The organism is Antiquaquibacter metalliresistens, from assembly GCF_029211225.1.
In the GTDB taxonomy this organism is placed as follows: Bacteria; Actinomycetota; Actinomycetes; order Actinomycetales; family Microbacteriaceae; genus Rhodoglobus; species Rhodoglobus metalliresistens.
On sequence record NZ_JARGEM010000012.1, the window covers coordinates 1 to 24,500 of the forward strand.

Here is a 24,500-nt window from a genome sequence, read left to right on the forward strand (position 1 = left end):
CGGAACTCCGGCGGGTGGGCAGCAGGCATCTCACGGACTCCTCTCTGAGACGATCATCGCCTCAACTCAGGTGTCCGGAAAAGCGGGTCAGGCTCCGTCGTCCAAGCAGCCGACGTTGTAGTCACCATGGGCTGCGGCGACGCCTGCGCTATCTATCCCGGAAAAAGCGTTACCTCGACTGGGATCTCGCAGATCCCGCCACGCTGAGCGTCAGCGAGGTTCGCGTCGTGCGCGATCAGATTCGCGATCGAGTGGTAACCCTCTTGACCATGGTCGACTAGTCAGAGGGCTTCGTACCCGATCGGCTCCTTGAACCTCCGGTCAGCCGGAGGCAGGGCAGCATTCAGCTCAGCTGCGGGCTAAACTGCTGAAGGCGAAAGAGTTCTTCCGTCGAGTCCAATGTGGGCGACCACCCAAGCCGATAGAAAACAGCAGGACGCGAGCGTGTCGAGCGGCTTGTGGGCTTCCGACCAGTTGGAGTTGTTCGTTAGGAACATGTTCGTGCAGCTGATAGCTGAGCGGACACGAGTGGGCTCAGGAGTTTCCTCGCTACCTGGTCGATCATCACATCAGTGGCCTTCCCCGCTTCTCAAGGATCCTCAACCTCACTCATTCCAATGACAAGATTCGCGAGATGTTGAAAGGCATCGGTATCGGCATCGGCATCGGAATACCGCTCACGAAGATCGCCGCTATAGATCAACTCGATGGCGAGGGCAACTACTCAAGTCAACCGCGGATTACGGAGGGCTCGACTCAGGATCGTCGATGCCCTTTCGCAAATGGGCCCACCCGATGCGACTCCACATGTGCGTGCAATTCGTCGTAAATGTTCCATGCGAGTTCTTCCAAGCAGTCAGCTTCAATCCAATAATGAGTGACGGGCTTAGTCGCCCAATCTCGTCTCCGTTGTTCCGATTTCACAATGCCAATCTGCGTCAGTGAGCGGAGATGATCCGTGATCCCGTTCCGAGAGAATTCGCACTTGAGCATGAGTTCGGACACGGTAAGTTCACCACTCTCAGCGAGGACCTCAAGGACCATCATGCGCGTCTTGCTCGCTCCCAGTCCCGCTAGCGCTTGACTCACGGTATTAGAGGGCGAGGAGCGCCCGCTCGTGAAAGGGTTGCGATTGCCCGTAGATACACCGGGCGGTCAACCATGGTGCCCTCGAGTTGCACAGCACCGCCGCGTGAAGCCTCAACGACGCGCTGGGCCCAAGCAATTTCTTCCGAGCTGGGCGCGAACCCCTCCTCCACGGCCGCGACCTGCGCGGGGTGAATGCAGAGTTGACCTCCGAAACCAAGAGAAGATGATTGGCGTGCCATGACAGTGAGCGCCTCGAGATCGCGAAAATCGGGGTCTGGCGACTCCAGTGGCGCGGCGAGGCCCGCTACTCGCGAAGCGAGCACCAATTCGATCCGTACCTGATCGAGCAAAGAGCGGCTGGTGGCGTTGAGATCCGCAGACAAATCCAGAGCGCCGAAAGCGAGCCGTGCGACTCCCGCACTCTGGGCGATTGCGTCGACCCCCCGCACGCCCAACGCGGTCTCGATGAGCGCAATGATCGGCACGCCGTCGCCGAGCACGGCACGGAGGGCGGCGACGTCTTCGGCGCGCTCCGACTTGGGGAGCATGACGGCGCGCAGTGTGGAGATCCCGGCGAGCGCCTCGGCGTCGGCGAGCCCGCCCTCGGCGAGCGGGTTCACTCTCACTGCGGCCTCGAGCCCGGCCAATGCGCGCACAGCGTTGGCGCGGGCATCGGACTTCGCATCGAGTGGAACTGCATCTTCAAGGTCGATGATGACGAGGTCGGCGCCGGTCGCGACCGCCTTCTCAAACCGGTCGGGGCGGTCGCCCGGCACGAACAGCGCGGTGACCGCGTAGTCGATCCCGGCAGCCATCAGCCGGCGACTGGCACGGTGGGCAGTGACTCCTCGGACGGGCGCGAGTCGGCGACCGTCGGCAGGAACCCGCGCTTGTAGACCATGAAGGTGCGGCGGTACGAGATCACGATCTTGCCGTCCTGGTTGAAGCCCTCGGTCGCGACTCCCACGATGCCGATCGAGGGGCGCGACGACGACTCACGCAGCGTGAGCACCTTCGACCGGGAGTAGATCGTGTCGCCCTCGAGCACGGGGGTGGGCAGGCGCACCTCATCCCAACCGAGGTTGGCGAACACGTTCATGGAGAGGTCCATGGTCGACTGGCCGGTGACGAGCGCGAGGATGAACGTCGAGTTCACAAGCGGCTTGCCGAACTCGGTGCTCGCGGCGAAGTGGGCGTCGACGTGGGTCTTCGAGACGTTCTGGGTGGCGAGCGTGAATTGCTGGTTGTCGGCCTGGGTGACCGTCTTGCCGAACGGGTGGTAGTAGATGTCCCCGACGGCGAAGTCCTCGAAGAGCCGGCCGTTCCAGCCCTCGACTACCCTCGATGCGTTGTCACTCACGGTGTGTCTCCCTTATTGAGCCTGGTGTCGAAATGCTGCGCCAGCAGTTCGCCGGCATGGATGATGTGCTCGCCCATCGCAGAGCGCGCTCGCTCGTCGTCCCTCTCGACGATCGCCGCGAGAATCGCGCCGTGGTCTTCGACCGTCGCGTCGGGCCACCCGGGAATGGACCCGTAGAACTCCCGCGGCACATAGCGCGTGCTCAGGCTCAGCGCTCTGAGCATCTTTCGCGACTTCGCCATCTGATTAATCTGGCGGTGGAATGCGTGGTTCTTGATCTCGAGGTTGGAGGTGTCGGAGCGGGCCGCTGCCGCGATGAGCTCGTGGTGCAGAGCCTGCAGCTCCTGGAGCTCGTCGGCGGTCCACCGACCCGCGGCGCGAGCGGCGAGTTCTCCGGCGACGAGCGACTGCATAACGAAGAGGTCGCGGATGTCGTCGCCGCTCAACGGGGAGACGCTGAATCCCCGCCCGGGAGCGAGGTCGAGGAATCCCTCGGCGCGAAGCATCTGCAGCGCCTCGCGGGCCGGCGTCGCTGAGATGTGCAACTGCTCACCGATGATCTCGGGCCGCACCGTCGTGCCCGGAGCGAGCCCGCCCGAGATGATGAGTTCGCGGATGTGCCGCGACGCCCTGTCGCTGAGCTGGCCGAGGGTACGCGAGGATTCGGTGGGTGCACTCATGAGACCCCATCCAACCGTCATTGCCTCCTCCGCGCCTGGAATTCCGCTTTCACCGCATCGGTGTGCGCCCCAAGCTCAGGAATGGTACCGAGGGTGACCTCGAGCTCGCGGCCCGACACCGGAGGCAGGAGCACCGAGATGTCGCCCACCGGGCTCCCGATCTCGCGCCATCGACCCCGCTGGTGAAGCTGTGGATGATCGGCTAGCTCGAGCATCGTGCGCAATTGCGCGTTCGCGATCTGGGCCTCGTCGAGCTTCGTGAGCACTTCAACGACGGAGCTACCGCCCAGCGCCGCCTCGATAATCTCGTGCAGAAGGGGGCGATTCGCCACCCGCTCGGTGTTCGATGAGAACCGCGGATCTGTGGCGAGAGCGGGTTGCCCGAGCAGGTCGCTGCAGAAGTGCGCCCACTCGCGCTCGTTCTGGACGGCGAGAAAGACAGTCCCGTCGCTCACAGGGAACGGGCCGTACGGCGCGATGCTCGCGTGCTGCGGCCCGCTGCGTTCGGGAGCCTGCCCGCCGTACATCGCATAGTAGAGGGGCTGCGACATCCATTCGCCCATCGCCTCGAGCATCGAGATCTCGAGGATGTCGCCGCGCCCCGTGCGCCCGCGATTGATTAGCGCCGCGAGGATGCCCGAGTACGCGTACATGCCCGCGGCGATATCGGCGATCGAGATGCCCACCTTTGCCGGATTATCGGGCATGCCCGTGACGCTCAGCAGGCCCGACTCGCACTGGATGAGCAGATCGTAAGCCTTCTTGTCCTCGTAGGCGCCGCCGGCGCCGTAGCCAGAGATCGACGCGAAGATGAGCTTCGGGTTGAGTTCGAGTGCCGCTTCGGCACTGAGACCGAGGCGATCGACGGCGCCGGGAACCAGGTTCTGGATCAGCACATCTGCCTCGCGCACCATCGCGGTGAGCAGGGCGAAGTCGGCGGGGTCTTTCAGGTCGAGCACGACGCTCTCCTTGCCACGGTTGAGCCAGACGAAGTAGCTCGCCAACCCGTTGACCTTGTCGTCGTAGCCCCGCGCGAAGTCTCCGGTGCCGCGTTCGATCTTGATAACGCGGGCCCCGAGATCGGCCAGCTGCCGTGAGGCAAACGGAGCGGCGACCGCCTGCTCGAGCGCGATGACGGTTATGCCGTCGAGGGGAAGGGTCACAAGTTCACAATATATTCCGGTTGTTCACTGATATCAAGCATCTTGCGCTTTGGAAGCGCTGGCAATATATTCTGCTCGATGACGACAGGAGGGTAGGACCATGGCGGCATCGACTGCACAGGGTGACATCGTGAGCGACGGCATCCACGAACTTGCCGAGGGTGAACTCGAACTCGTGCACCTCGTGCGGGACTGGGTCGACCGGGCGGTCAAGCCCGTCGTGCAGCAGCTCGAGCACACCAACACTTACCCCGAAGACCTCATCGCGCAGATGAAGGAGATGGGCATCTACGGCCTAGCGATCCCCGAGCCGTGGGGTGACGCGCAGGTTTCGGCTTCCTGCTACGCGGCCATCACCGAAGAGCTGTCGCGCGGCTGGATGAGCCTCGCAGGCGCGATGGGCGGCCACACCGTCGTAGCGAAGCTGATCATGACCTACGGCACCGAGCAGCAAAAGGACCATTACCTGCCGCTCATGGCGACCGGGGAGCTGCGCGCGACCATGGCCCTCACCGAGCCCGGCGGCGGATCCGACCTCCAGGCGATGCTCACGACCGCCCGCCGCGACGGCGACGACTACGTCGTCAACGGTTCGAAGACGTGGATCTCCAACGCCCGCCGCTCGGGACTGATCGCCTTGCTGTGCAAGACCGACCCGCAGGCGGCTCCCGCTCACAAAGGCATGAGCATCCTGCTGGTCGAGAGCGGCCCCGGATTCACCGTCTCGCGCGACCTACCCAAGCTCGGCTACAAGGGCGTGGAGAGCTGCGAGCTCTCGTTCGACGACTTCCGCACCCCTACGGGCACCCTCCTAGGCGCGGACGAGGGCGAAGGTTTCTCGCAGATGATGCGAGGGCTCGAGATCGGCCGTATCCAGGTCGCCTCGCGCGCCCTCGGCGTGGGCCGCGCCGCGCTTGAGGACTCGATCAAGTACTCACAACAGCGCGAGACGTTCGGCGTTCCGATCTGGAAGCACCAGTCGATTGGCAACTACCTCGCGGACATGGCGACGCAGCTCACCGCGGCACGCCAGCTCGTGCACTTCGCCGCCCGCCGGTACGACTCGGGCGCGCGTGCCGATATGGAGGCCGGCATGGCCAAGCTGTTCGCCTCGGAAACAGCGATGACCATCGCGCTGAACGCCGTGCGCATCCATGGCGGCTACGGATACTCGACCGAGTTCGATGTCGAACGCTACTTCCGCGACGCTCCGCTCATGATCGTGGGCGAGGGCACGAACGAGATCCAGAAGAACGTCATCGCGCGCCAGCTCGTCGACCGCAACCGCGTCTGATCCTGCCGGGAGGGAACGCCATGAAGATCGTCGTGCTCGTCAAGGAGGTGCCCGACACGCACCGCTTCGACGCCTTGTCTCAACGCGAGTTCGCGGCTGCTCTTCCGAGAGCCACGGGTCCCTAGATCTTGGAAGCGACACGGCCGCGAAGGATCTCGACGATGTTGTCGCGGTACCGGATCTGGACGCGGTGCTTGGTGCCATTCTTCATCTCACCGAGGAGCTTCGCGATCGACTCGCCATGGCGGAAGGTGCCGCCTGCTCGGAAGTAAGCGCGGAGCCAAGCATCTACGTCGAGGGGATAGCCAGCGTCTGTGAACGCCCGTACTAGCTGCACGACGGCATCCTTGCCGTGGCCAGAGCCGAGCCCGTTGTACTCCTCGTCCACCATCGACTTGCCCGCCTCAACCATAACTGGATCCGGGGCCGGGAAGGCCTCGCCGATGTGCAGGTTGATCGCACCGAGGCCGTCTAACCAGGCGTGAACCATGTCGCGGGGCGACCAGATAATGACCAAGACCTTCTTGAACACATCGTCCTTCACGGCGTCGCCCAGAGCGTCAAGGTCCCGCTCACCGTATGGGTGCAGGATCACGACGGCGTGGTCGATCACCCTGTCCTCGCGGCGAAGGCCGCCGAGTTCGGAGATATTGAAGACCTTGCGAGTCGAGGCGTCAGGGGCGATGAACTTCGCTGTCTCAAGGTCAGCGCTGCGTCCCTCGCTGTTGAACTTTTTCACGTCGGTTACGGCGAATAGGTAGGGCGCCGGACCGATCCAGTCTCGGATCACTGCGCTCTGAGGCACCATCGCGGTGCCGTGCTGGGCCCAGTCTTCCCGGACCATATAGGCAAGCTCTGTCATGGACTCATGGTGGCAGCGGCCGGAGACATTCAGGCGGCACACCCTCCCACTTGCCGAGAGGAGGGGAACATTCGGATGTCTGAGGCTCGCCGTCAAGTAGAACCATGCGGCCCCGAGGGCCGACAGTTCCTAGACTGGGGTCGGAACTGACAGAAGCGCGAGTTGGGAGTGCGGGATGGCATATCGCTATTTGGGCAACAAGACTCGGCTGCTTGAATGGCTAACGGACATCATCGGTGAGTTTGTGCCCTACGGCTCGCGGATCGCCGATCCTATGTGCGGCACTGCTGCGGTCTCCGAAGCATTTGCGCAGGCTGGATACAGCGTGGCGGCAAGCGACTTTCTTACATTCCCGGTTCTGCACGCCAAGGCGCGACTTCTCTTCAACGAAGCACCACCGTTCGTGAGCCTCGGTGGATACGAGGGAGCGATTGATCAGCTCAACGCTCTCACTCCCGTTGCTGGCTACTTCCATCGAGAGTTTTCGCCTGCCGGAGTGCCTGGTTACGGAGGCTCTCCCCGTGCCTACTTCACGCCCGAGAACGCGATGCGGATCGACTCAAGCAGATATGCAGATTCCACAGGCATATAGCAAGACTATTCAATCTAGGTCCACAAAATGGATAGCCCCTTTCCTCAAAGAGATCTGGGGTCGAGCGGCGTTAGAGATGCTCGCCGCCGGCCAATTCGGGGAGGTTCCAGGCGAAGGGTCTGAGCCGTATCCGGCCGCGCATTCGAAGTTGCGGCACGTCAAATGAGCGCCTGGCGCCGGACTCCGCTCGCTCAGGTATCAGCATCATCTCGGGGCGGCGAGTCGATCTGCCGACCCCGCGGACTCGAAACTGTTTCCGGCGAGCCGGCGCCTCGCCGCTGATCGCCTCTGTTCGCGTCGCAAGAAGCGCAGGTACGGGAAGGGCTCGAGTTCGTAGGCGTAACGCAGTCCGGCTGGGTACCGACGCTTGATGAAGTTCTTGGTGTCCTCGATCTCGCGAAGCATCTCGTCCTCGCTGGGGAGCACGACGCTTCCCGATTCCAGCTCCGCAAACCATTTCGCTTGGTGCTCGAACATGCGCAGGTTCGACAGTCCGTTTGAGTTGAAGTAGCCCCCGAAGTACAAGCCGGGCCACTTCGGAGGAACCGCGCGACCGAAGAGGTTCAGGCTGCCGTCGGAGTCCGCGGACACGATAGAAGGATCGAGGAAAGGGAAGGTCATGATGTAACCCGTTGCGCAAATGATCACGTCGAGGTCTTCTGCGGATCCATCGGAGAAGTGCACCGTGTTGCCGTCGACGCCGAGGACCCCGGGTCGGACGAGGACTCGCCGATACCGGATGTGATTCACCAGGGTGGCGTGCGAGATCGGATGAGTTCGCAGCGGCGGCTTGCCGAATCCGAGGCGCTCCATGTTTCCGTGCACCAGCCAGGTCATGATCCGCCGGATGATGAGGTACAGATCGGACGGCAGCCATCTCTTCCGGAACGGGGCCTCGACCCATCCCAGCGGTAGATTCGCGACGAATTTTGGCGTGACTAACTCCGGCGAGCGCACTGCGAGCAGCGTCTGATCAGCCACCACGCTGAGATCGGCGGCGATGTCGAGCCCGCTGTTGCCCGTGCCCATCACCAATACGCGGGATCCGCGGAACTCCCACGGCTCTTTGTAATCGTGTGAGTGAAGAAGCCTGCCCGTGAAGCCCGAGACGACCTCGGGCAGGTTGGGGACGGTCAGGTGCCCGGTGGCGATCACGACTGCGTCGAACGCTTCCCGATCGCCACCAATGGTCTGCACCCACCAGCGTCCGTCGTCGCCCGGTGCCGTCGGCTCCACCCCGACGACCTCCGAGCGGAACCTGATTCGCTCACGGAGGTTGAAGCGGTCGGCGTACGCGTTCAGATACTCGGACATCTCCCAGTGGTTGGGAAAGATCGCAGTGTCATCTGCCATCGGGAAGTCCGAGAACGCGGTGGTCTTCTTGGACGTATTGATATGTAGCGACCTGTAAGCTGAGCTGCGGCCGCTGTCGTTGTTGTAGGCCCAGAGCCCGCCGACCACGGTGCCGATTTCGAAGATCGTCACATCGTGACCTGCTGCGTCGAAGTACTTGGCGTTTGCTAGACCGGCTGCGCCGGCGCCGATGATCGCTACTTTGCGACTGTTCATTTGCTTCTCCATTCCGCGATCAGGAGCGATCGCGATGAGGGTTGTCGATGTTCACAAACGCGTGTCTGACGGCGCACGGTTTGCGACCAGATCCAGGGCGACGTCGACGATCATGTCCTCCTGACCGCCCACGAGTCCGCGTCGCCCCACCTCCACGAGGATGTCGCGAACTTCGACGGAGTACTCGCTCGCTGCCCGTTCAGCATGGCGAAGGAAGCTCGAGTAGACGCCTGCGAAGCCTAAGGTGAGGGTATCGCGGTCGACCCGCACAGGCCGATCCTGCAACGGGCGTACGAGATCCTCAGCGGCATCCGACAGGGCGAAGGTGTTGCATCCGTGCTTCCATCCCAACAGGGTAGCGACAGCGGTAAACGGCTCGATGGGGCAGTTGCCAGCGCCAGCGCCCTGGCCCGCCAGCGACGCGTCGACCCTGATCGCGCCCTCCTCGACAGCGACAACAGAATTCGCGACAGAGAGGGAGAGGTTCTCGTGCGCGTGGATTCCGATCTGCGTCTCGGAGCGGAGCACGTCGCGATAGGCGCGAACGCGCTCACGAACTCCGTTCATGGTGAGGCGACCACCGGAGTCGGTTACGTAGACACAGTGCGCGCCGTAGCTCTCCATCAGCCGGGCCTGAGCGGCGAGTTCCGCCGGCTCGCTCATGTGACTCATCATGAGGAAACCCGACACGTCCATACCGAGGTTACGAGCGGTCTCGATGTGCTGGGCCGAGATGTCAGCCTCGGTGCAATGCGTCGCCACACGCACCGAGGTCACACCGAGGTCTCGAGCTCGATGCAGATCCTCAACGGTCCCGACGCCGGGCACGAGCAGCGTGGTCAGCTTCGCTCGAGTGACGACCTCCGCCGCGGCCGCGATCCATTCCTCGTTCGTGTGGCGCCCCGCACCGTAGGTCACGGTCGAGCCGCCCAGTCCCTCTCCGTGCGCGACTTCGATCGCGTCGACGCCGGCAGCATCGAGCGCGCCGACTATCGACCTCACATGGTCGAGAGTGTACTGATGACGTATCGCATGCATGCCGTCGCGGAGTGTGACGTCCTGGATGTACAACCGTGTTTCGTTCATCCCGAAGCTCCAACCTTCTCCGCTTCAGCGGCGATTCCTCTGGCTACCCTCAGCGCGGCCGAGGTCATGATGTCGAGATTCCCGGCGTACGCGGGAAGATAATGCCCCGCCCCCTCCACCTCGAGGAAGATCGACGCGAGAATGCGCGCTCGGGCGGGTGTGTCGACCAGTCGGTGCAGCGGATCGTCGACAGCGAGTGTCCGAAACTGCACAGCCTGCTTGAGTCGATAGCCCGGCACGTAGCTCTGTACGGCGGCGACCATTGCCTCAACCGAACTCGCCAGTTGTGCAGTATCGCATTCGTCCACGATCGCCGAGACAGTGTCACGCATGACGAGGGGCGGGTTCGCCGGGTTGAGAACGATAAGAGCCTTACCTCGTTCGGCGCCACCGACCGCTTCGACGGCACGAGCCGTCGTCACGGTGAACTCGTCGATGTTCGCACGTGTTCCCGGTCCCGCCGACTTCGAGGCGATCGATGCGACGATCTCCGCATAGCGCACGGGCGTCACGGCGCTCAGTGCGGCCACGATGGGAATCGTCGCCTGTCCGCCGCACGTGACCATGTTGACGTTCTGGGCTGAGAGGTGCTCCGAGAGGTTCACGCTCGGCACGACGTACGGACCGATCGCCGCCGGCGTGAGATCGATCATCCGCTTACCGAAAGGGCTCAGCAGAGCCGCGTTCTCCACGTGGGAGCGGGCGGATGTCGCGTCGAAGACAATATCGATCTTGTCGAAACCCTCGAGCTCGATGAGACCCGCCGCACCGCGCGCCGTCGTCGCCGTTCCCATGCGTGCCGCACGGGCGAGACCGTCGGAAGCGGGGTCGATCCCGACCATTGCCGCCAGTTCCAACTCCCCCGACAAGCGCCTGATCTTGATCATGAGATCGGTTCCGATGTTTCCCGAGCCGATGATGGCAACCTTGGTGGTCATGAGTTCCGTTCCTACGCGAGTGTGACGCTGACGGAGCCGAGACCGGTCACGTCGGACGTGTACGTGGCACCGGCGGTCACCGGAACCATGGGGCCGAGAGCTCCCGTGAGCACGATCTCCCCTGCTCGGAGCGGCCGTCCGAGGTCGCGTGCAGCGGTCGCGAGCCAGAGCAGGGCAGCGATGGGATCGCCCAGGCAATCCGCGCCGGTACCCTGCGAGACAATCGTCGATCCCTCGCGAAGAGTCATACTCACCGCGCTGAGATCCATCTCGCCCAGCGGTACGCGGTCGGACCCGATCACGAAGCCAGCGCTCGAGGCATTGTCTGCGACCGTGTCGACGATCGTGATGTCCCAGTTGCGAATGCGGCTGTCGACGATCTCGAGTGCCACGGTGACACTCTCGACAGCAGCGCGGACACGCTCCTCAGTGATGTCCGGCCCGACGAGGTCAGATCCCAGGATGACCGCCACCTCCGCCTCGATGCGCGGTGCGATGAGGGTGCGGTAAGGACGCTCGCCGCCGTCGTCGGTCCGCATGTCGTCGAAGAGAACGCCGGTATCCGGTTGCTCCACACCGAGTTGCTTCTGCACGACAACGTTCGTCAGTCCGATCTTGCGTCCCACGATCGTTCGACCGGCCGCCAGAGCCCGCTCGGTGAGGCTCTCCTGCACGGAGTATGCGGCATCGAGTGTCGTCGGGATGATTCCCCGAACGGGATCGCACGCGGTCGCCGTTGCACTGGCGTGTTCGAGAAGGTCGACGGCAGACTCGACCAGAGCGGCATCATTGCTGCTCATCGTTGCGAGCCTTCCGCGAGGAACTCGAGCACGAGCGAGTTGAATCGCTCGCTCTGCTCCCACTGCGGCCAGTGGCCGGCACCCTCGACGAGTTCGAACCGCCCCCCGGAGATCTTCTCCGCCATATCGAGTCCGACTCCCGCCGGGCCCGACGGGTCGTCCGACGTCCACACGACGAGGGCACCGTGCGGAACCGCCGCCAGGTCCTCGTCGGTCACCATGTTCCGGCGCCGTACCTCCGGATCCTGCAGACACAGGATGTGACGCATCGACTCCGCGAATCCATCACGCGAGTAGATCGCCCTCCTGATTTCGACGAGTTCGTCGCTCACCGTAGCGGGGTCGGCCATCAGCCACTCGAGGCGAGCGCGGATCGATTCGCGAGTGGGGTTGTCCGCGGCGGCCTGAGACAGCCCACGGATCCGCTCCATGACCTCGGGCCGCGCCATGGTGCCCCCGGGCGTGTTGAGCACGAGTCGTCCCACGCGGTCCGGGAACGCTGCGGCGAACTTGAGCGCTACCCATCCACCCAGCGACTCCCCGTTGAGATGTGCCCGCTCCACGCCCAACATTGCCAGGAGTTGAGCGAGGTGCGCTACGTAGTCGGAGAGCTCCAGGTCGGCCTCGGCCAGAGTCGTATAGCCGTGACCGGGGTAGTCGTAGGCGATGACATGGAACCGGCTGGCGAGTGCAGCGATGTTGTGCGCATACGCCTCAAGATGCCCTCCGGTACCGGCCATGAGGACGAGAGGCTCCCCCGTGCCCGCCTGCAGCACTCTGGTGCGCCAGGGACCGACATTCACAAACTCGATGGAGTGCTGTAAGGAACCCAGGACGACACTCACCGGTGGCTTCTCAATCACGGCTCCCGTGATCTGTCCGTTCACGACGTCGGCCTTCCTTCTTCGACTGTGGCGCTCGCCTCGACGAGGACGGCCATGATCGATGCCATTTCGGCACCACGGTTCACCCAACGGTGCCGAGTACGGTCCTGCAGAACGACATCGCCGGCCTGCAGAATAACCTCATCTCCACCGTCGAGTTGCAGAGCTACCGCACCCGACACGACGAAACAGACGTCCGTGGTCGGCGTCTCGTGCATGCCCGGCTGGGCGGAATCGGCGTCATCGCCGAACCTGTCCATGACGAACGCGTCCCATTCCCCGTCGTCGGACGGGGGGATGTTGAGGATCGAGACGCGAAACCCGTTGGGCCCGCCCTCGGTCGACGGCCACACGGGAACGATGCTGCCGCCGTGAGTCCCGAACGACAGCGGCGCCACCACTCGGTCCGAGACGATCACTGCCCTGCTGCCCGAGAGGCCCGTGACGACCCTGCGCATGCCCACGCTCTACTCGCCGGATTCGACTGCCCACGAAGAGGACACCACACCCATGCCGGTGATCCACTCCTTGATGGGTTCGTAGGCGAGAGTCTCCATCGAGTTGCGACCGCCGGCCGCCCAGGTGGCGAGCCAGGTGCGAATCTCGTTGGCCCCGACGCCGCCATCAGTGATGAACTCCTGCGTCACCGATTCGAGCCAGCCCGAGTCAGCGACCTGCAGGCGACCGAGGAACTCCGCGTCCCACGCTGGATTGATCTTCTCGACGGCAGCCGCACGACCTTCCTGGGAGATGCGTCGCCTCTCCTTGTCGCTGAGCGTCAGCGTGTCGACCTCGAGCGTGGGCGGCGAGTGCGAGAGCCCACCGGAACCGACGATGAGGATCTTCTGGGCCGGAAGCAGGTCGAGGAATCGTGCGACCTCGTCGCCCAGTTCCACTGCCCTGGACGGTGCCGCGAGCGGCGGCGTCGCGCAGTTGATGAATACCGGAAGTACCGGTCGGGCGTCCAAGCCTCCCAACAAGTGCCCAAGGGTCTCGCCGAAGCCGTGATCCAGCCGCACGCCTCGCGATACCGCCACATCGAATTCCGCAGTGAGCAGGTGCTGGGCGAGGTTCCGAGCCAGGTCAGACGGGATCGAATACTCGCCTGTGGGCGATCCGTGGTCACCATACCCCTCGGCGGAGAGTACTACCGAGATCGCGGGGATGACCGGCTCGTATGCACGGCGATGATCCGAGCCGAACATGACCACGAGGTCCGGGTCGAAATCCTCGACGATTCGACGTGCTCGATCGAGCCCCGCCCGAAAGGTCGTTCCGATTTCCTGATGTGTGTCTGCTGTCATGCCCGGAGCGTGCGATGCACTCACAGCGAGCACCTGCGATTTGATTTGCACTTCGTTGTCCTCAATCCGCCAGTCCGATCCGGCAGTACTGAAACAACCACCTTTCGTACGGGAACCACAAGCGAGTTGTCTCATTGAATGGACAACACCCCGAGATGCCTGCGCTCGACTACCGATGATACTGGCGGAGAATGTCTCGTTCAGTGAACGCATTACCTTGACTTTCTCGTCGGGTGGCAGAGATCCTCTGAGAATCACCTCGCCAGAGTGGCTGGCGGGTTGCTCCTAAGGAGTCCAGCCGATGTTGTCTGAAACACCATTCGCGTTCCGTTACTTCCGCCCGAAGGCATTCGCGGCCCTAACCGTCTCGGCCGCGATTGTCGCCCTGGCCGCCGGGTGCGCGAGCACCCCCACCGAGCCCTCGGATACCGAGCCCGTGACCATTCCCGCGCTGCTGTCGATCAGTGGCGGAGCGTCCTTCCTCGGCAGCGGCGAGAAGGCCGCACTCGAGGCGCTCCAGGAGTCCGTCAACGCCGACGGCGGCATCAACGGTCGCGATCTGGAGTTCGAGTTCCTCGACGACCAGACGACGCCGGCGGTTGCCGCGCAACTCGCCCGCGGGCTCGTCGACGAGGGCGTCCCGGCCTTCCTCGGTCCCTCTCTCGCCTCGACGTGTGGTGCCGTGGCACCGCTCATCCAGGCGGCCGGCCCCGTGTCGTACTGCGCATCGCCGTCGGTGCGCCCCGCCGCAGGCAGCTTCCAGTTCTCTTCCTCGGTGGGCAGCTACGACCAGTTCGACTCGATGCTGAACTACTTCGAGTCCGAGGGATGGTCGCGCATCGCATACATCGCAGCATCCGATGCAACCGGCCAGGATGGCCGCGAACAACTCCCGCGGTCGATCGACGAGTCCGACGGTGACTTCGAAGTGGTCGCCAGCGAGTCCTATGAGACGAGCGACACTGCGCTCTCCGCGCAGGCGACGCGCATCGCAGCCGCCGATCCCGATGTCGTCATCGCATGGAACTCCGACGCGAGCTTCGGCACCGTGCTGAGCTCCCTGAAGCAGGCCGGCGTCACCGTTCCCGTCATCACCAGCATGGCGAACATGAACCTCGACCTCATGGAGTCCTACGCCCCCAATATGCCCGAGCGTCTGCTGTTCTCGACGTCGGAATGGCCAAACTACATGCTCGACGAGACCGGTCCGAGCGCCGACGTGCGTAAGGAGTGGGTCGACATCCTGGCAACGAGGGACCTCACACCGAACGCGACGTACAGCCTGGCGTGGGACTCCGCACTGCTCCTCATCGACGCGCTGCGCAACGGCGCGACGACGGCGGCGGAGGTCCAGGACCACATCAACGGTCTCACCGACTTCTATGGCATCCTCGGCACCTACGATTTCTCGAACGATGACCAGCGCGGCATCACCGTCGAGAACGTGATCGTCGCCGAATGGGACAAGGGGCTCGGCGCCTGGCCACCCGTCAGCGGGCCGGCGGGTCGCTCGCTCGACTAGTACGCGAGGGGTCGGCCCTTCGCGGCCGGCCCCTCCGCACGACTCCACCACTCTCGACGACACAGACGAAGGACCTCTCGATGACCCAGTTCATCAATGTCGCGATCGGCGCGGTGATGGCCGGTGCGATACTTGCGCTGGTCGCCCTCGGCATGACGCTCATCTACAGATTGACGCGCACGGTCAGCCTCGCCCAGGGCGCCATCGCGGTTGTCGGAGCGCTCAGCTTCAACTCGCTGCTCGCGATACTGCCGTTCTTCGCGGCCTTCGCGGGAGCCCTGCTCGTCGGAGCACTCTGCGGCTTCCTGCTCGAACGACTCGCGATCGCCCCCGCCATCAGGCGACTTCCTCCCGGATCGCTCCTCATCCTCAGCCTCGGTGCGCTCATTGTGCTCGAGGGCATCAGCAAGGTGATCTGGGGAAGCCGGCCGTACTCGCTACCGAACTTCCCGCCCGATCAGGTGTGGACACTCCCGGGCGGTGCACGCCTGCCCAGCCAAGCGATCTGGATCATCGTCATCCTCGCTCTTGTCTCGATCGCGGCCTTCCTCTTCCTCAGCAAGACGAAGACCGGTATCGCGGTTCGAGCGGCGGCCGAGAACCCCGAGACCGCCACGATGATGAGCGTGAACGTGTCGCGGCTGCGTACTATCGCGTTCACCGCCGCGGGCGCGCTCAGCGCTCTTGCGGGGATCGTCGCCGGGCCGCTCTTCTCCTGGGCGTACAGCAGCGGCACCGGCCTCACCAACTCCGGCTTCATCGCCATCGTGCTCGGCGGGCTCGGTTCCATGGCCGGGGGCGTCGTCGGTGGGATGGTCGTCGGCATCATCCAGCAGGTCGCCGCCGCCTACTTCCCGCAGATCTCCTCGAACATCGTCGTTCTCCTGGTGCTCCTGCTCGTGCTCCTGGTTCGTCCGCAGGGCCTGCTCGGCGGTCCCAAGCGGCGCTCGGACGTCGCGAACTCCAGTCCACTCGTCGGCAGGGTGGGAGTCCAGCTCACACGGCCCGCCTTCTTCGCGATCGCTCTGCTGGTCGTCGCCGCCATCGGGACGGCTCCGCTCTGGGTGAACTCGACGGCACTCTCAGCCCTGATCATCGCCGGAGTGCTCGCCGTCGCCGTTCTCGGATTGGATGTGGTCGTGGGCTTCTCGGGCCAGGTGAGCCTGGGCCACGCCGGATTCATGGCGTTGGGCGCGTACTCCACAGCCCTTCTGACGGTTAAGGCAGGCTGGGATCTCTGGCCGGCGATCGGTGTGGGGATCGTCGTCGCGGCGGTCGCGGCACTCCTCGTCGCTCTGGCCACAGTCCGGCTATCCGGACTGTACCTGGCGCTCGCGACTCTCGCGTTCGGCCTACTGATCGACTCTCTCGCCGTCTCCATGACGACCATCACGGGCGGAGCTTCGGGCATAGCCGGCATCCCGCCGCTGTCACTCTTCGGGACCACCCTCAACAGCCAAGCGTTCTACTACTTCGTCTGGATAATCGCCGGATGCGTGATGCTGCTGCTCTGGAACCTCACCAAGTCCGACTTCGGCCGCACCCTGCAGGGAATCAAAGCCGACCAGGATGCAGCGCGCGGAATCGGTGTGGCAGTGACGAGGTACAAGGTCTATGCGTTCGTGATCGGGGCGGTACTGGCGGGGCTCGCCGGTGGCCTGTATGTGAGCTACCTGCAGTACCTCTCGCCGGACATCATGGGCGTTCACCTGTCTTTCGCACTCATCACGATGCTGATCGTGGGCGGAGAGGGCACTCTGATCGGCGGCGTGGTCGGCGTTGTGCTCCTCACCCTGCTTCCCACCCAGCTGCAGGTGATCGCCACGTACAGCGAGCTGTTCGAAGGCGCCCTGCTCATGATCATCCTGATCCTCCTCCCCGAGGGTCTGTGGGGCGGCATCTCCGAGTTTGCGCACCGTCTGACACGTCGACGACCCCGGACGGGTGCAGTACCCGAGGTCGACGCGAAGGAGGGCGCACGATGAACGCGACATCCCTCCCGGGTGCACCCGGTGGCGAGGCGCTCGACGTGACCGGCCTGGCGAAAGCCTTCGGTGGCGTGCACGCGCTGCAGGATGTGCACCTCACCGTGGCCCCGAGTTCCGTCACCTCGCTGATTGGGCCGAACGGCTCGGGCAAGAGCACGTCGATCAACCTGATCACAGGGATGTACCGAGCGGATGCCGGACAGGTCATTGCGTTCGGGGAGGACATCACGCGCGCGAAGACCGAGAGAATCGCCCGGATGGGCATCATCCGGACCTTCCAGACTCCCCGGCTGTTTCCCAGCATGACCGCCCTCGAGAATGTGCTCACGGGCGCTCATATCCATGTGCGCACAAACTTCCTCTCGCAGGCAGTTGGCGTCTACCGTCGCAGCCGGGCCGAGCGCGAACTCCGTGAGCAGGCGCGGGAACTCCTCGACATCGTCGGCCTGGCTGATCGTTCGGGCGAGAACGCGGCGGCGTTGTCGACCGGTTCGCAGAAGCTCCTCGACCTCGTCCGCGCGCTCATGGCCCGGCCGCGACTGCTCATGCTCGACGAACCCGCCGCCGGGCTGAATGATGCGGAGACGGCGGAACTCGGACGCCTCATGGGCGCCATGCGCGACATCGGGCTCACCGTCGTATTCGTGGAGCACAATATGAGCCTCGTCCTGAGCGTCTCGGATCAGATCATCGCGCTGGATCGGGGTCGGGTCGTCTTCGACGGCGAGCCGGAAGCCTTCAGAGTCGACAAGGCCGTGAGCGACGCCTTCCTGGGAAAGGTCGGAGATGACGAATAGCGACGAAGCACTGGAGATGCGCGACGTGCGCGCCGGCTACGGGGACGCAGACGTTCTCCACGGGGCGAGCTTCTCCGTCCGGCGCGGTGAGATCGTCGCCGTGGTCGGCGCCAATGGCGCGGGCAAGAGCACCGCCGTGCGATGCATCATGGGACTCATCCCCGCACGCGGAGGGACAGTACTACTCGACGGTGTCGACCTCGACCGCTCGGCTCCGTGGAAGCGGGCACGGTTGGGCCTCGGATGTGTACCCGAGCGCCGACAGGTGTTCGGGGAGTTGTCGGTGCTGGAGAATCTCATCGTAGGGACCCTCCCGCGTCGCCCCGCCATGTCGACGCGGGCCGTCGCATCACGAGTCGACGACATCACGGGGCTCTTCCCTGTGCTCGGAACGATCATGACCAAGCCGGCGAGTCTTCTCTCCGGTGGCCAGCAGCAGATGCTCGCCATCGGCCGGGCGTTGATGAGCGAACCGCGCTACCTCATCATGGATGAGCCCTCCCTCGGGCTCGCACCGTCCCTCGTGGCCGAGATCTTCGGGATGATCCAGAAGACCGCGGAAACCGCGGGGGTGCTGCTGCTCGAGCAGAACGCCCGGGCAGCGCTCGCGATCGCGGATCGCGGGATCATGTTCTCGGACGGCCACGTGACCATGTCCGGCACGGGCCAAGAGCTTCTTCACTCCCCCCAACTGACCGACCTCTACCTCGGCAGCGCTGCCTCCACGTCATGGACGGAGGCGCACCCGGCAACCGAACGGTTGCGCACGATTCTCAGGAGTTCACGATGAATACACGAATCCAGTCCGTCCGGAGCCGAACATGCTGAAGCTGTCATGCACCCTCAATCCCTGGCCGGGCGTTGAGGATCACGTGAAGGTGGCGGAGTCCCTCGGGTACGACCGGGTGTGGATCAACGACTCGCCCAACGTGTTTCCCGACGTGTGGATGACCCTCTCGTCGATCGCGGCGGCGACGGAGCAGATCGGAATCGGCCCCGCCGTGATCGTGCCGAGCCTTCGCCACGTCGTCGTTACGGCCGCAGCGATCGCGACACTCGAGCAGATGTCCCCCGGCCGCGTTGCCGTCACCGTGGGAACTGGCAACACCGGACGCAGGCTCCTGGGGAAGAACCCGCAGCCGTGGCGGGAGGTCGCCGAATATGTGGAACTGCTGCGACAGCTTCTGGAAGGCGACATCGTCGAGATTGACGGCGAGTCCACGGCGATGCTCCATCCGCCCGGGATGGTCGATCGCTCGAGGGTCCCCGCTATCCTCCTCGCGGCGATGGGGCCTGTGGGCGTCGAGCGTGCACGGGGATTGGCGGACGGGATATTCCGGATCAACCAACCCGTGAGCGGATTCGACTGGTGCGCGGTCACCGTAACGGGAACCGTCCTCGATCCGCACGAGAGCTTCGACTCACCTCGCGTCCTCCGTGACGCGGGGCCGGGTGTCGCCCTCGCGTATCACCAGGCGTACGACCAGCCGGATGGGGCTGCCCGGATCGAAGCCATGCCGCACGGAGCGGAATGGCTGCACTACGTCGAATCACTTCCGGAGAAACACCGTCATCTGACGGTGCATCGCAGTCACTTCACGTCCACCGACGGTCCCGACGCCCTGCTCGTGGACGCCGAGACGGTCGCGCGGTACAGCTTCAGCGACACTCCCGAGAACCTCCGGGCGCGGCTCGACGCGATCGAGGTCGGTGGCGGCACGGAGATCGTCTTCCATCCGGTCGGCGTCGACACGGCGCGGGAGCTCGAAGCCTTCGCACGAGTTCTTCGCCCCTGACCCGCCTCGCCCGCAGATAATTCATCATCAGCAGAGCCACGTGAGGGGCACCATGCACAACCGAGTTCCAGTTCTCATCGTCGGAGGAGGCGCGGCCGGACTGGCCACGTCGATGCTGCTCTCGCGGCTGGGCGTGGAGACGCTCCTGATCGAGCGCCGCACGACGACGTCGATGCTCCCGAAAGCACACATTCTCAACCAGCGCACGATGGAGGTTTTCCGCCAGGCCGGCCTGGCGGATGCCATCTACGACCAGGGCGCGCCGATCGACATGATGTCTCGGACCGCTTGGTATACCTCTCTCGGTAGCCCCTCCGAACTTCATGGACGATGCGTCGGCGCGATCGACTCCTGGGGAGGCGGGGGCCTGATGCCCGAGTACGACGCGAGCAGCCCCTGCCGGATCACCAACCTGCCGCAGCACTGGCTGGAGCCGCTCATGCTGACGAGAGCCCAGAAATCCTCGTCTGCGACAATCCGCTTCCAGCACGAACTCGTCGACCTTCGACAGGACGAGCGAGGGGTTACCGCGACCGTGGCAGCGTCCGATACGGGCGAGACCTACGAGGTCGAGGCGGACTTCGTCGTGGCTGCAGACGGCGGGCGAACCGTGGGCGCCCTGCTCGATATGACGATGTCCGGAGAACGGGGCCTCGTGAAGATGATCAGTACGCACTTCTCAGCCGATCTCTCCCGATCTCTCCCCGACCCGAGCGTGGCGATCTACCGGTTCGTCAATCCCGACGGTCGTGGTCTGGAGCACCGCGGCACCCTCGTGCAGATGGGCGGCGGCGGATGGGGGCTCGAGTGCCGGGAGTGGATCTACACCTTCTCCGTGCGGCCGGGCGAACCGGTGTCGTTCGATGAACACGAGATCCTGGGGTCTCTTCGGACCACGCTGGGTCTGCCCGACCTGGAGGCGACAGTGCATCGCATCAGCCCCTGGAATGTCGAGGGGGTCGTCGCGGACGAGTACCGGATCGGTCGGGTGTTCTTCGCGGGAGACGCCGCCCATCGGCATCCCCCCGCGGGCGGACTCGGCCTGAACACTGCGATTCAGGATGCTCACAATCTCGCGTGGAAACTCGCTGCGGTGCTGAACGGACAGGCTGGTGATGCGCTCCTCGACAGCTATGCCTCGGAACGGCGTCCGATCGGCCTGACCAACGTCACGCAGGCCCTGCAGTCGTTCTACCAGAACCAGGAGGTAGACCGGGCGCTGGGTTTCACCGCGGACATGGCGCCGAACGAGGGGTGGGGCATCCTTCGCCGCTTCTTCCAAGCCACGGAGGATGATCCGGCGCGAAACGCTGTCGCCGAGGCGATTCGCACCAAGCGTCACGCCTATCAGGCTCACGGTTTGGAGCTGGGCTTCCACTACGACCGTGGTGCGCTGGTCGCGGAGCCCGTCCCGTCCGTGCGACTCGACGACCCGGTGTGCCGGTACGTGCCGTCGTCACGACCGGGCCACCGGCTTCCGCACTCGTGGCTCACGGACCGGGACGGCCAGCGGCTATCGACCCTCGACCTGATCGACGGGTCGACCTTCGTTCTGCTGGTCGACCCTCGGGGCGGAGTTGCCTGGGAGGCGGAGCTTGCGCGCCTTCGGTCAGAACAGCCGACGATCCCGATCGAGATGATCTCGATCGGTGGCGATGGCGATTATGAGAACGCGGACGAATGGGATGAGCTCCGTGAGGTGAGCTCGGCGGGGGCGATCCTCGTGAGACCGGACGCGCACGTGGCGTGGCGTTCCTCAGACGCACCCGGCCACGAAGGAGCCTTGGTGGATGCGCTGACCCGCGTGCTCGAACCCGAGATCGTCGATGTGGGAGTACGACGGTGACCCTGTGGACCGACCTCCTGGGGTCGGAGATCACCTATCGGGATGGCGAGCACCGTTCGCGGGTGCTGACCGCTGGCGCGGGGGATCCCCTCCTCCTGCTGCACGGGCAGGGAGGTCACCTCGAGAACTTCCGCCACAACATCCCGGCGTACGCGAAGACCTACCGTGTGATCGCGCCGGACTTCCTCTGGCACGGACTCTCCGACAAGCCCGCGGTACCCCGCGACATGATCGGTGCCCTCGTCGATCAGCTCGTCGGCCTGCTCGATGGGCTGAGCATCCCCACATGCTTCATCGAGGGTCAGTCGATGGGCGGCTGGGTCGCCACCGAACTGGCCTTGCGATACCCCGAGCGTGTGCGAGCGCTCGTACTGACGACCCCGATGGGCCTGCGGGCGTGGTCCGAGGGGCCCGACGCTTCTCGACTCGCCGCGGTGCTCCGCTCGCAGCTGCTTGCCCTCGACACGGTGACGACGGAGCAGACACGCCAACGGATGACCTCCCTGTTCGCCGACCCGGCAGTGCTGGACGACGAGATCGTGGAGCTGCGGACGCGGATCTTCTCCGACCCGGAGTCGAATCGCGCTCTGCGGGCCGTCGCCGAGAAGTACTTCAGCGTCGAGACGAACCTCGAACTGCAGATCGGCCAGGATCGCCTCGGTGAGCTCTCCCCGCCTACACTCGTTTACTGGGGAACCGCGAACAGCGTTCCGCCCGAACAGGGCAGAAAAATCGCGGACAGCATCCCTCGGAACGAATGGCACTGCGCCGAAGCAGGCCACTGGGCACAGTACGAACAGTGGGAAGAACACAATGATGTGGTGCTTGAGTTTCTGTCGCGACACTGAGGCTGCGCGCGATGACTGAGGCCAGCCCGCCCGACTCCGTACTGGGGCGGGCATTCACGATTCTCGGCACGTTCCTCGGGGGCGAGAGCGACCTGTCGATGTCGGAACTCTCGCGTCGCTGCAATCTCCCCCGTCCGACCATTCATCGGATGGTCGTGGAGATGGTCTCCTGGGGGATGCTGGAACGCACTAGTCGGGGCGTGAGACTGGGCCTGCGACTGTTCGAGCTGGGTCAGCTCGTGCCACGCCAACGCGACCTCCGGTACACGGCGATGCCCATCCTCTCCGACCTTGCCGCAGCGACCCGGCAGACCATCCACCTCGCCGTGATGGACGGGGGCGATGTCGTGTACGTCGACAAGCTGCAGGGCCCGAACGGCCCCGCTCTCCCCTCCCGTGTGGGAGGACGAATGCCTCCGTACTGTACAGCGCTCGGGAAGGCGCAGCTGGCCTTCTCGGATGCGTCGTTGGTCAAGCAGGTGATCTTGACCGGGATGCCCCGCCGTACGCCCCGGACGATCGTCGACCCTCGTATCTTCTTTCAACAGCTCGTGCGGATCCGGGAGACCGGGGTCGCGTTCGAGTTCGAGGAGTCAACTCGGGGCATCGTCTGCGTGGCGAGCCCGGTCTTCAATGAGGACAATCAGGTTATCGCGGCCATCTCCGTGAGCGGTTGGCTAAACCTGCTCAACGTCGATCGGGTCGATCCCGCGGTGAAGACTGCAGCGTCGATGCTGTCACGTCAACTCGGTGCCACGCGCCCGATGGCTGCAGCCAGCTGAGCGATGCCTGAACACGAAGTGATTGACATCGTCGCGATCGACCCCCTACGTCAGGGTTGGGCGAGGCCGGTAGCTAAGGACACTCCGCAAAATAATACAGTCTGATTGTGTGTGGTGTCGGATAATGGTGTATGGCCATTTCCGGGGATGTCATCAATGAGATGGTTGCGGAGTTCGAGGCGTTGCTGCTGCATCTGGATGAGCGCTCGGTGCGGCTGGTGCTCGCGGCGAGGGCGCGGTCGCTGGGTCATGGTGGGATCATCGCGGTAGCGCGGGCGTCGGGGGCGTCCAGATCGCGGGTGCAGCAGGGTGTGGCGGAGCTGGAATCGGGGCAAGCGCCGCTGGGTCGGGTGCGTCGGCCCGGCGGGGGCCGCAAGAAGATCACTGAGACCGACCCCGGCCTGGTGCCCGCGTTGCTGGGTCTGGTGGAGCCGACCCGTCGCGGGGATCCTGAGTCGGCGTTGTCGTGGACGACGTTGTCGACGGATAAGCTGGCCGCCGAGTTGACGGCGGCCAGGCACCGGGTCAGTGCGGACACGGTGGGTCGGCTGCTGAAAGAGCAGGGGTTCAGCCTGCAGGCGAACGCGAAGACGGTGGAGGGCAACCAGCACCCGGACCGGGACGGGCAGTTCTCCTATCTCAACGAGCAGGCCGCTGATCACCTGAGCACCGCCGATCCGGTGATCAGCGTGGACGCGAAGAAGAAGGAACTCGTCGGCAACTACCGCAACAACGGGCTCTCCTGACATAACCGTGGGTCAGTTCCGGCCGGGGAGTACGGGTTTGTGGCCGCCGAGGCTGAGCATGGCGAGGGCGATGAGGGCGTCGGGTGATTTGAATCCGAAGGCGATCCGGGTGATGAGTCGGATCTTGGTGTAATCATGGATTCGACCCGGCCGTTGGAGAAGCCGTGCTCGATCGCGGCGAGGATCGCAGCCCGGTGCTTGACGATCGATTTCTGCAGCTTCACGAACGCAGGGATCCGGCAACGCCGAGCCCAGCCGACCCATCTGTCGAGGGCCTCGCCGGCTTGCTCGTACGGGAGTTTGAAGATCACGCGTAAGCCTTCTTTGGGCTATCCATCTCGTGGACCCTCTCGCGATAAATGCCGCATCATCGCCGAACCACGCCGAAAATCGGCGTGCCGACCCGGATAGTCCAGTCATTCCACAGTCTGCATATCTGCTTGAGTGCAGTCAGATTTCAACGACCCCACGCGGTTCGAGGGCGTGAAGGTCATTGGCGTCGATGAGCACGTCTGGCGCCACACCAGGCGTGGCGACAAGTACGTCACCGTGAT

The 24,500-nt window shown here is 64.3% G+C and carries 23 protein-coding genes and 3 pseudogenes; 12 read left to right on the plus strand and 14 right to left on the minus strand.

The features are described 5' to 3' along the window. Window positions 1-99 precede the first annotated feature (99 nt). Window positions 100-281, plus strand: a pseudogene (locus tag PYV02_RS14860) (low molecular weight phosphatase family protein); the annotation flags it as partial. 475 nt (window positions 282-756) lie between these two features. Here PYV02_RS14860 and PYV02_RS15425 read toward each other — a convergent pair. The 5 genes from PYV02_RS15425 to PYV02_RS14880 are packed head-to-tail and all read right to left on the minus strand — an operon-like array spanning window position 757 to window position 4,292. Continuing rightward, on the minus strand, window positions 757-1,089 hold the full coding sequence (locus PYV02_RS15425; RefSeq protein ID WP_420833644.1) for an ArsR/SmtB family transcription factor: 333 nt from the start codon (window positions 1,087-1,089) through the stop codon (window positions 757-759). Further along, window positions 1,086-1,904: an HpcH/HpaI aldolase/citrate lyase family protein gene (locus PYV02_RS14865; protein WP_275759849.1), complete on the minus strand. Its 819-nt coding sequence runs from the start codon at window positions 1,902-1,904 to the stop codon at window positions 1,086-1,088. Before PYV02_RS14865 ends, PYV02_RS15425 begins: the two co-directional genes overlap by 4 nt. After that, window positions 1,904-2,449 carry a MaoC family dehydratase gene (locus tag PYV02_RS14870; RefSeq protein WP_275759850.1) on the minus strand — a complete coding sequence of 182 codons (546 nt, stop codon included), beginning with the start codon at window positions 2,447-2,449 and terminating at the stop codon, window positions 1,904-1,906. Before PYV02_RS14870 ends, PYV02_RS14865 begins: the two co-directional genes overlap by 1 nt. Beyond that, complete coding sequence (locus PYV02_RS14875; protein WP_275759851.1) at window positions 2,446-3,129, minus strand: GntR family transcriptional regulator; 684 nt, start codon at window positions 3,127-3,129, stop codon at window positions 2,446-2,448. Before PYV02_RS14875 ends, PYV02_RS14870 begins: the two co-directional genes overlap by 4 nt. Before the next feature lie 17 nt (window positions 3,130-3,146). Beyond that, on the minus strand, window positions 3,147-4,292 hold the full coding sequence (locus tag PYV02_RS14880; protein ID WP_275759853.1) for a CaiB/BaiF CoA transferase family protein: 1,146 nt from the start codon (window positions 4,290-4,292) through the stop codon (window positions 3,147-3,149). A gap of 100 nt (window positions 4,293-4,392) precedes the next feature. Here PYV02_RS14880 and PYV02_RS14885 point away from each other — a divergent pair, with 100 nt between their 5' ends. Beyond that, complete coding sequence (locus PYV02_RS14885; protein ID WP_275759854.1) at window positions 4,393-5,586, plus strand: acyl-CoA dehydrogenase family protein; 1,194 nt, start codon at window positions 4,393-4,395, stop codon at window positions 5,584-5,586. 121 nt (window positions 5,587-5,707) lie between these two features. On the opposite strand, the gene PYV02_RS14890 is transcribed toward PYV02_RS14885, so the two are convergent. After that, window positions 5,708-6,448, minus strand: coding sequence for a hypothetical protein (locus tag PYV02_RS14890; protein WP_275759855.1), 741 nt, complete (start codon window positions 6,446-6,448; stop codon window positions 5,708-5,710). Window positions 6,449-6,623: 175 nt separating this feature from the next. Between PYV02_RS14890 and PYV02_RS14895 the strand changes: the two genes are divergently transcribed. Continuing rightward, entirely contained in the window at window positions 6,624-7,040 is a 417-nt protein-coding gene (locus tag PYV02_RS14895) for a DNA adenine methylase (protein WP_275759856.1), read from the plus strand. 204 nt (window positions 7,041-7,244) lie between these two features. On the opposite strand, the gene PYV02_RS14900 is transcribed toward PYV02_RS14895, so the two are convergent. The 7 genes from PYV02_RS14900 to PYV02_RS14930 all read right to left on the minus strand — a co-directional run bounded on the left by PYV02_RS14900 (window position 7,245) and on the right by PYV02_RS14930 (window position 13,756). Then, a complete protein-coding gene (locus PYV02_RS14900) occupies window positions 7,245-8,609 on the minus strand; it encodes a flavin-containing monooxygenase (protein WP_275759857.1) in 1,365 nt (454 codons plus the stop codon). Between the two features lie 51 nt (window positions 8,610-8,660). After that, complete coding sequence (gene dmpG, locus PYV02_RS14905) at window positions 8,661-9,695, minus strand: 4-hydroxy-2-oxovalerate aldolase (protein WP_275759859.1); 1,035 nt, start codon at window positions 9,693-9,695, stop codon at window positions 8,661-8,663. Then, on the minus strand, window positions 9,692-10,633 hold the full coding sequence (locus tag PYV02_RS14910; protein WP_275759860.1) for an acetaldehyde dehydrogenase (acetylating): 942 nt from the start codon (window positions 10,631-10,633) through the stop codon (window positions 9,692-9,694). The genes dmpG and PYV02_RS14910 overlap by 4 nt, the downstream gene beginning before the upstream one ends. A gap of 11 nt (window positions 10,634-10,644) precedes the next feature. Continuing rightward, on the minus strand, window positions 10,645-11,433 hold the full coding sequence (locus PYV02_RS14915; protein WP_275759861.1) for a 2-keto-4-pentenoate hydratase: 789 nt from the start codon (window positions 11,431-11,433) through the stop codon (window positions 10,645-10,647). Next, window positions 11,430-12,173 carry an alpha/beta fold hydrolase gene (locus PYV02_RS14920; RefSeq protein WP_275759862.1) on the minus strand — a complete coding sequence of 248 codons (744 nt, stop codon included), beginning with the start codon at window positions 12,171-12,173 and terminating at the stop codon, window positions 11,430-11,432. The genes PYV02_RS14915 and PYV02_RS14920 overlap by 4 nt, the downstream gene beginning before the upstream one ends. Before the next feature lie 143 nt (window positions 12,174-12,316). After that, window positions 12,317-12,775, minus strand: a complete 459-nt coding sequence (locus tag PYV02_RS14925) for a cupin domain-containing protein (protein ID WP_275759863.1) — start codon at window positions 12,773-12,775, stop codon at window positions 12,317-12,319. Between the two features lie 9 nt (window positions 12,776-12,784). Then, on the minus strand, window positions 12,785-13,756 hold the full coding sequence (locus PYV02_RS14930) for a 3-carboxyethylcatechol 2,3-dioxygenase (RefSeq protein ID WP_275759864.1): 972 nt from the start codon (window positions 13,754-13,756) through the stop codon (window positions 12,785-12,787). Window positions 13,757-13,922: 166 nt separating this feature from the next. On the opposite strand from PYV02_RS14930, the gene PYV02_RS14935 reads away from it, so the two are divergent. The 9 genes and pseudogenes from PYV02_RS14935 to PYV02_RS14975 all read left to right on the plus strand — a co-directional run. Beyond that, window positions 13,923-15,143, plus strand: coding sequence for an ABC transporter substrate-binding protein (locus PYV02_RS14935; RefSeq protein ID WP_275759865.1), 1,221 nt, complete (start codon window positions 13,923-13,925; stop codon window positions 15,141-15,143). Window positions 15,144-15,223: 80 nt separating this feature from the next. Next, window positions 15,224-17,128 (plus strand): ABC transporter permease, encoded by a 1,905-nt coding sequence (locus PYV02_RS14940; protein WP_275759866.1) that lies wholly within the window; start codon window positions 15,224-15,226, stop codon window positions 17,126-17,128. Window positions 17,129-17,172: 44 nt separating this feature from the next. Then, window positions 17,173-17,928, plus strand: coding sequence for an ABC transporter ATP-binding protein (locus PYV02_RS14945; RefSeq protein WP_275759867.1), 756 nt, complete (start codon window positions 17,173-17,175; stop codon window positions 17,926-17,928). Then, the gene (locus PYV02_RS14950; RefSeq protein ID WP_275759868.1) at window positions 17,918-18,718 is read left to right on the plus strand and encodes an ABC transporter ATP-binding protein; all 801 of its coding nucleotides are present in this window, start codon (window positions 17,918-17,920) and stop codon (window positions 18,716-18,718) included. Before PYV02_RS14945 ends, PYV02_RS14950 begins: the two co-directional genes overlap by 11 nt. A 31-nt stretch (window positions 18,719-18,749) precedes the next feature. Then, complete coding sequence (locus tag PYV02_RS14955) at window positions 18,750-19,724, plus strand: LLM class flavin-dependent oxidoreductase (RefSeq protein WP_275759869.1); 975 nt, start codon at window positions 18,750-18,752, stop codon at window positions 19,722-19,724. Between the two features lie 52 nt (window positions 19,725-19,776). Continuing rightward, a complete protein-coding gene (locus PYV02_RS14960; RefSeq protein WP_275759873.1) occupies window positions 19,777-21,570 on the plus strand; it encodes an FAD-dependent monooxygenase in 1,794 nt (597 codons plus the stop codon). Continuing rightward, the gene (locus tag PYV02_RS14965) at window positions 21,567-22,418 is read left to right on the plus strand and encodes an alpha/beta hydrolase (protein WP_275759871.1); all 852 of its coding nucleotides are present in this window, start codon (window positions 21,567-21,569) and stop codon (window positions 22,416-22,418) included. The genes PYV02_RS14960 and PYV02_RS14965 overlap by 4 nt, the downstream gene beginning before the upstream one ends. A gap of 11 nt (window positions 22,419-22,429) precedes the next feature. Continuing rightward, entirely contained in the window at window positions 22,430-23,200 is a 771-nt protein-coding gene (locus tag PYV02_RS14970) for an IclR family transcriptional regulator (protein WP_275759872.1), read from the plus strand. A gap of 131 nt (window positions 23,201-23,331) precedes the next feature. Then, window positions 23,332-23,937 (plus strand): annotated as a pseudogene (locus PYV02_RS14975) (ISAzo13 family transposase); the annotation flags it as partial. Window positions 23,938-23,958: 21 nt separating this feature from the next. Here the strand turns inward: PYV02_RS14975 and PYV02_RS14980 are convergent. Continuing rightward, window positions 23,959-24,272: pseudogene (locus tag PYV02_RS14980) on the minus strand (ISL3 family transposase); the annotation flags it as partial. Window positions 24,273-24,500: the final 228 nt, after the last annotated feature.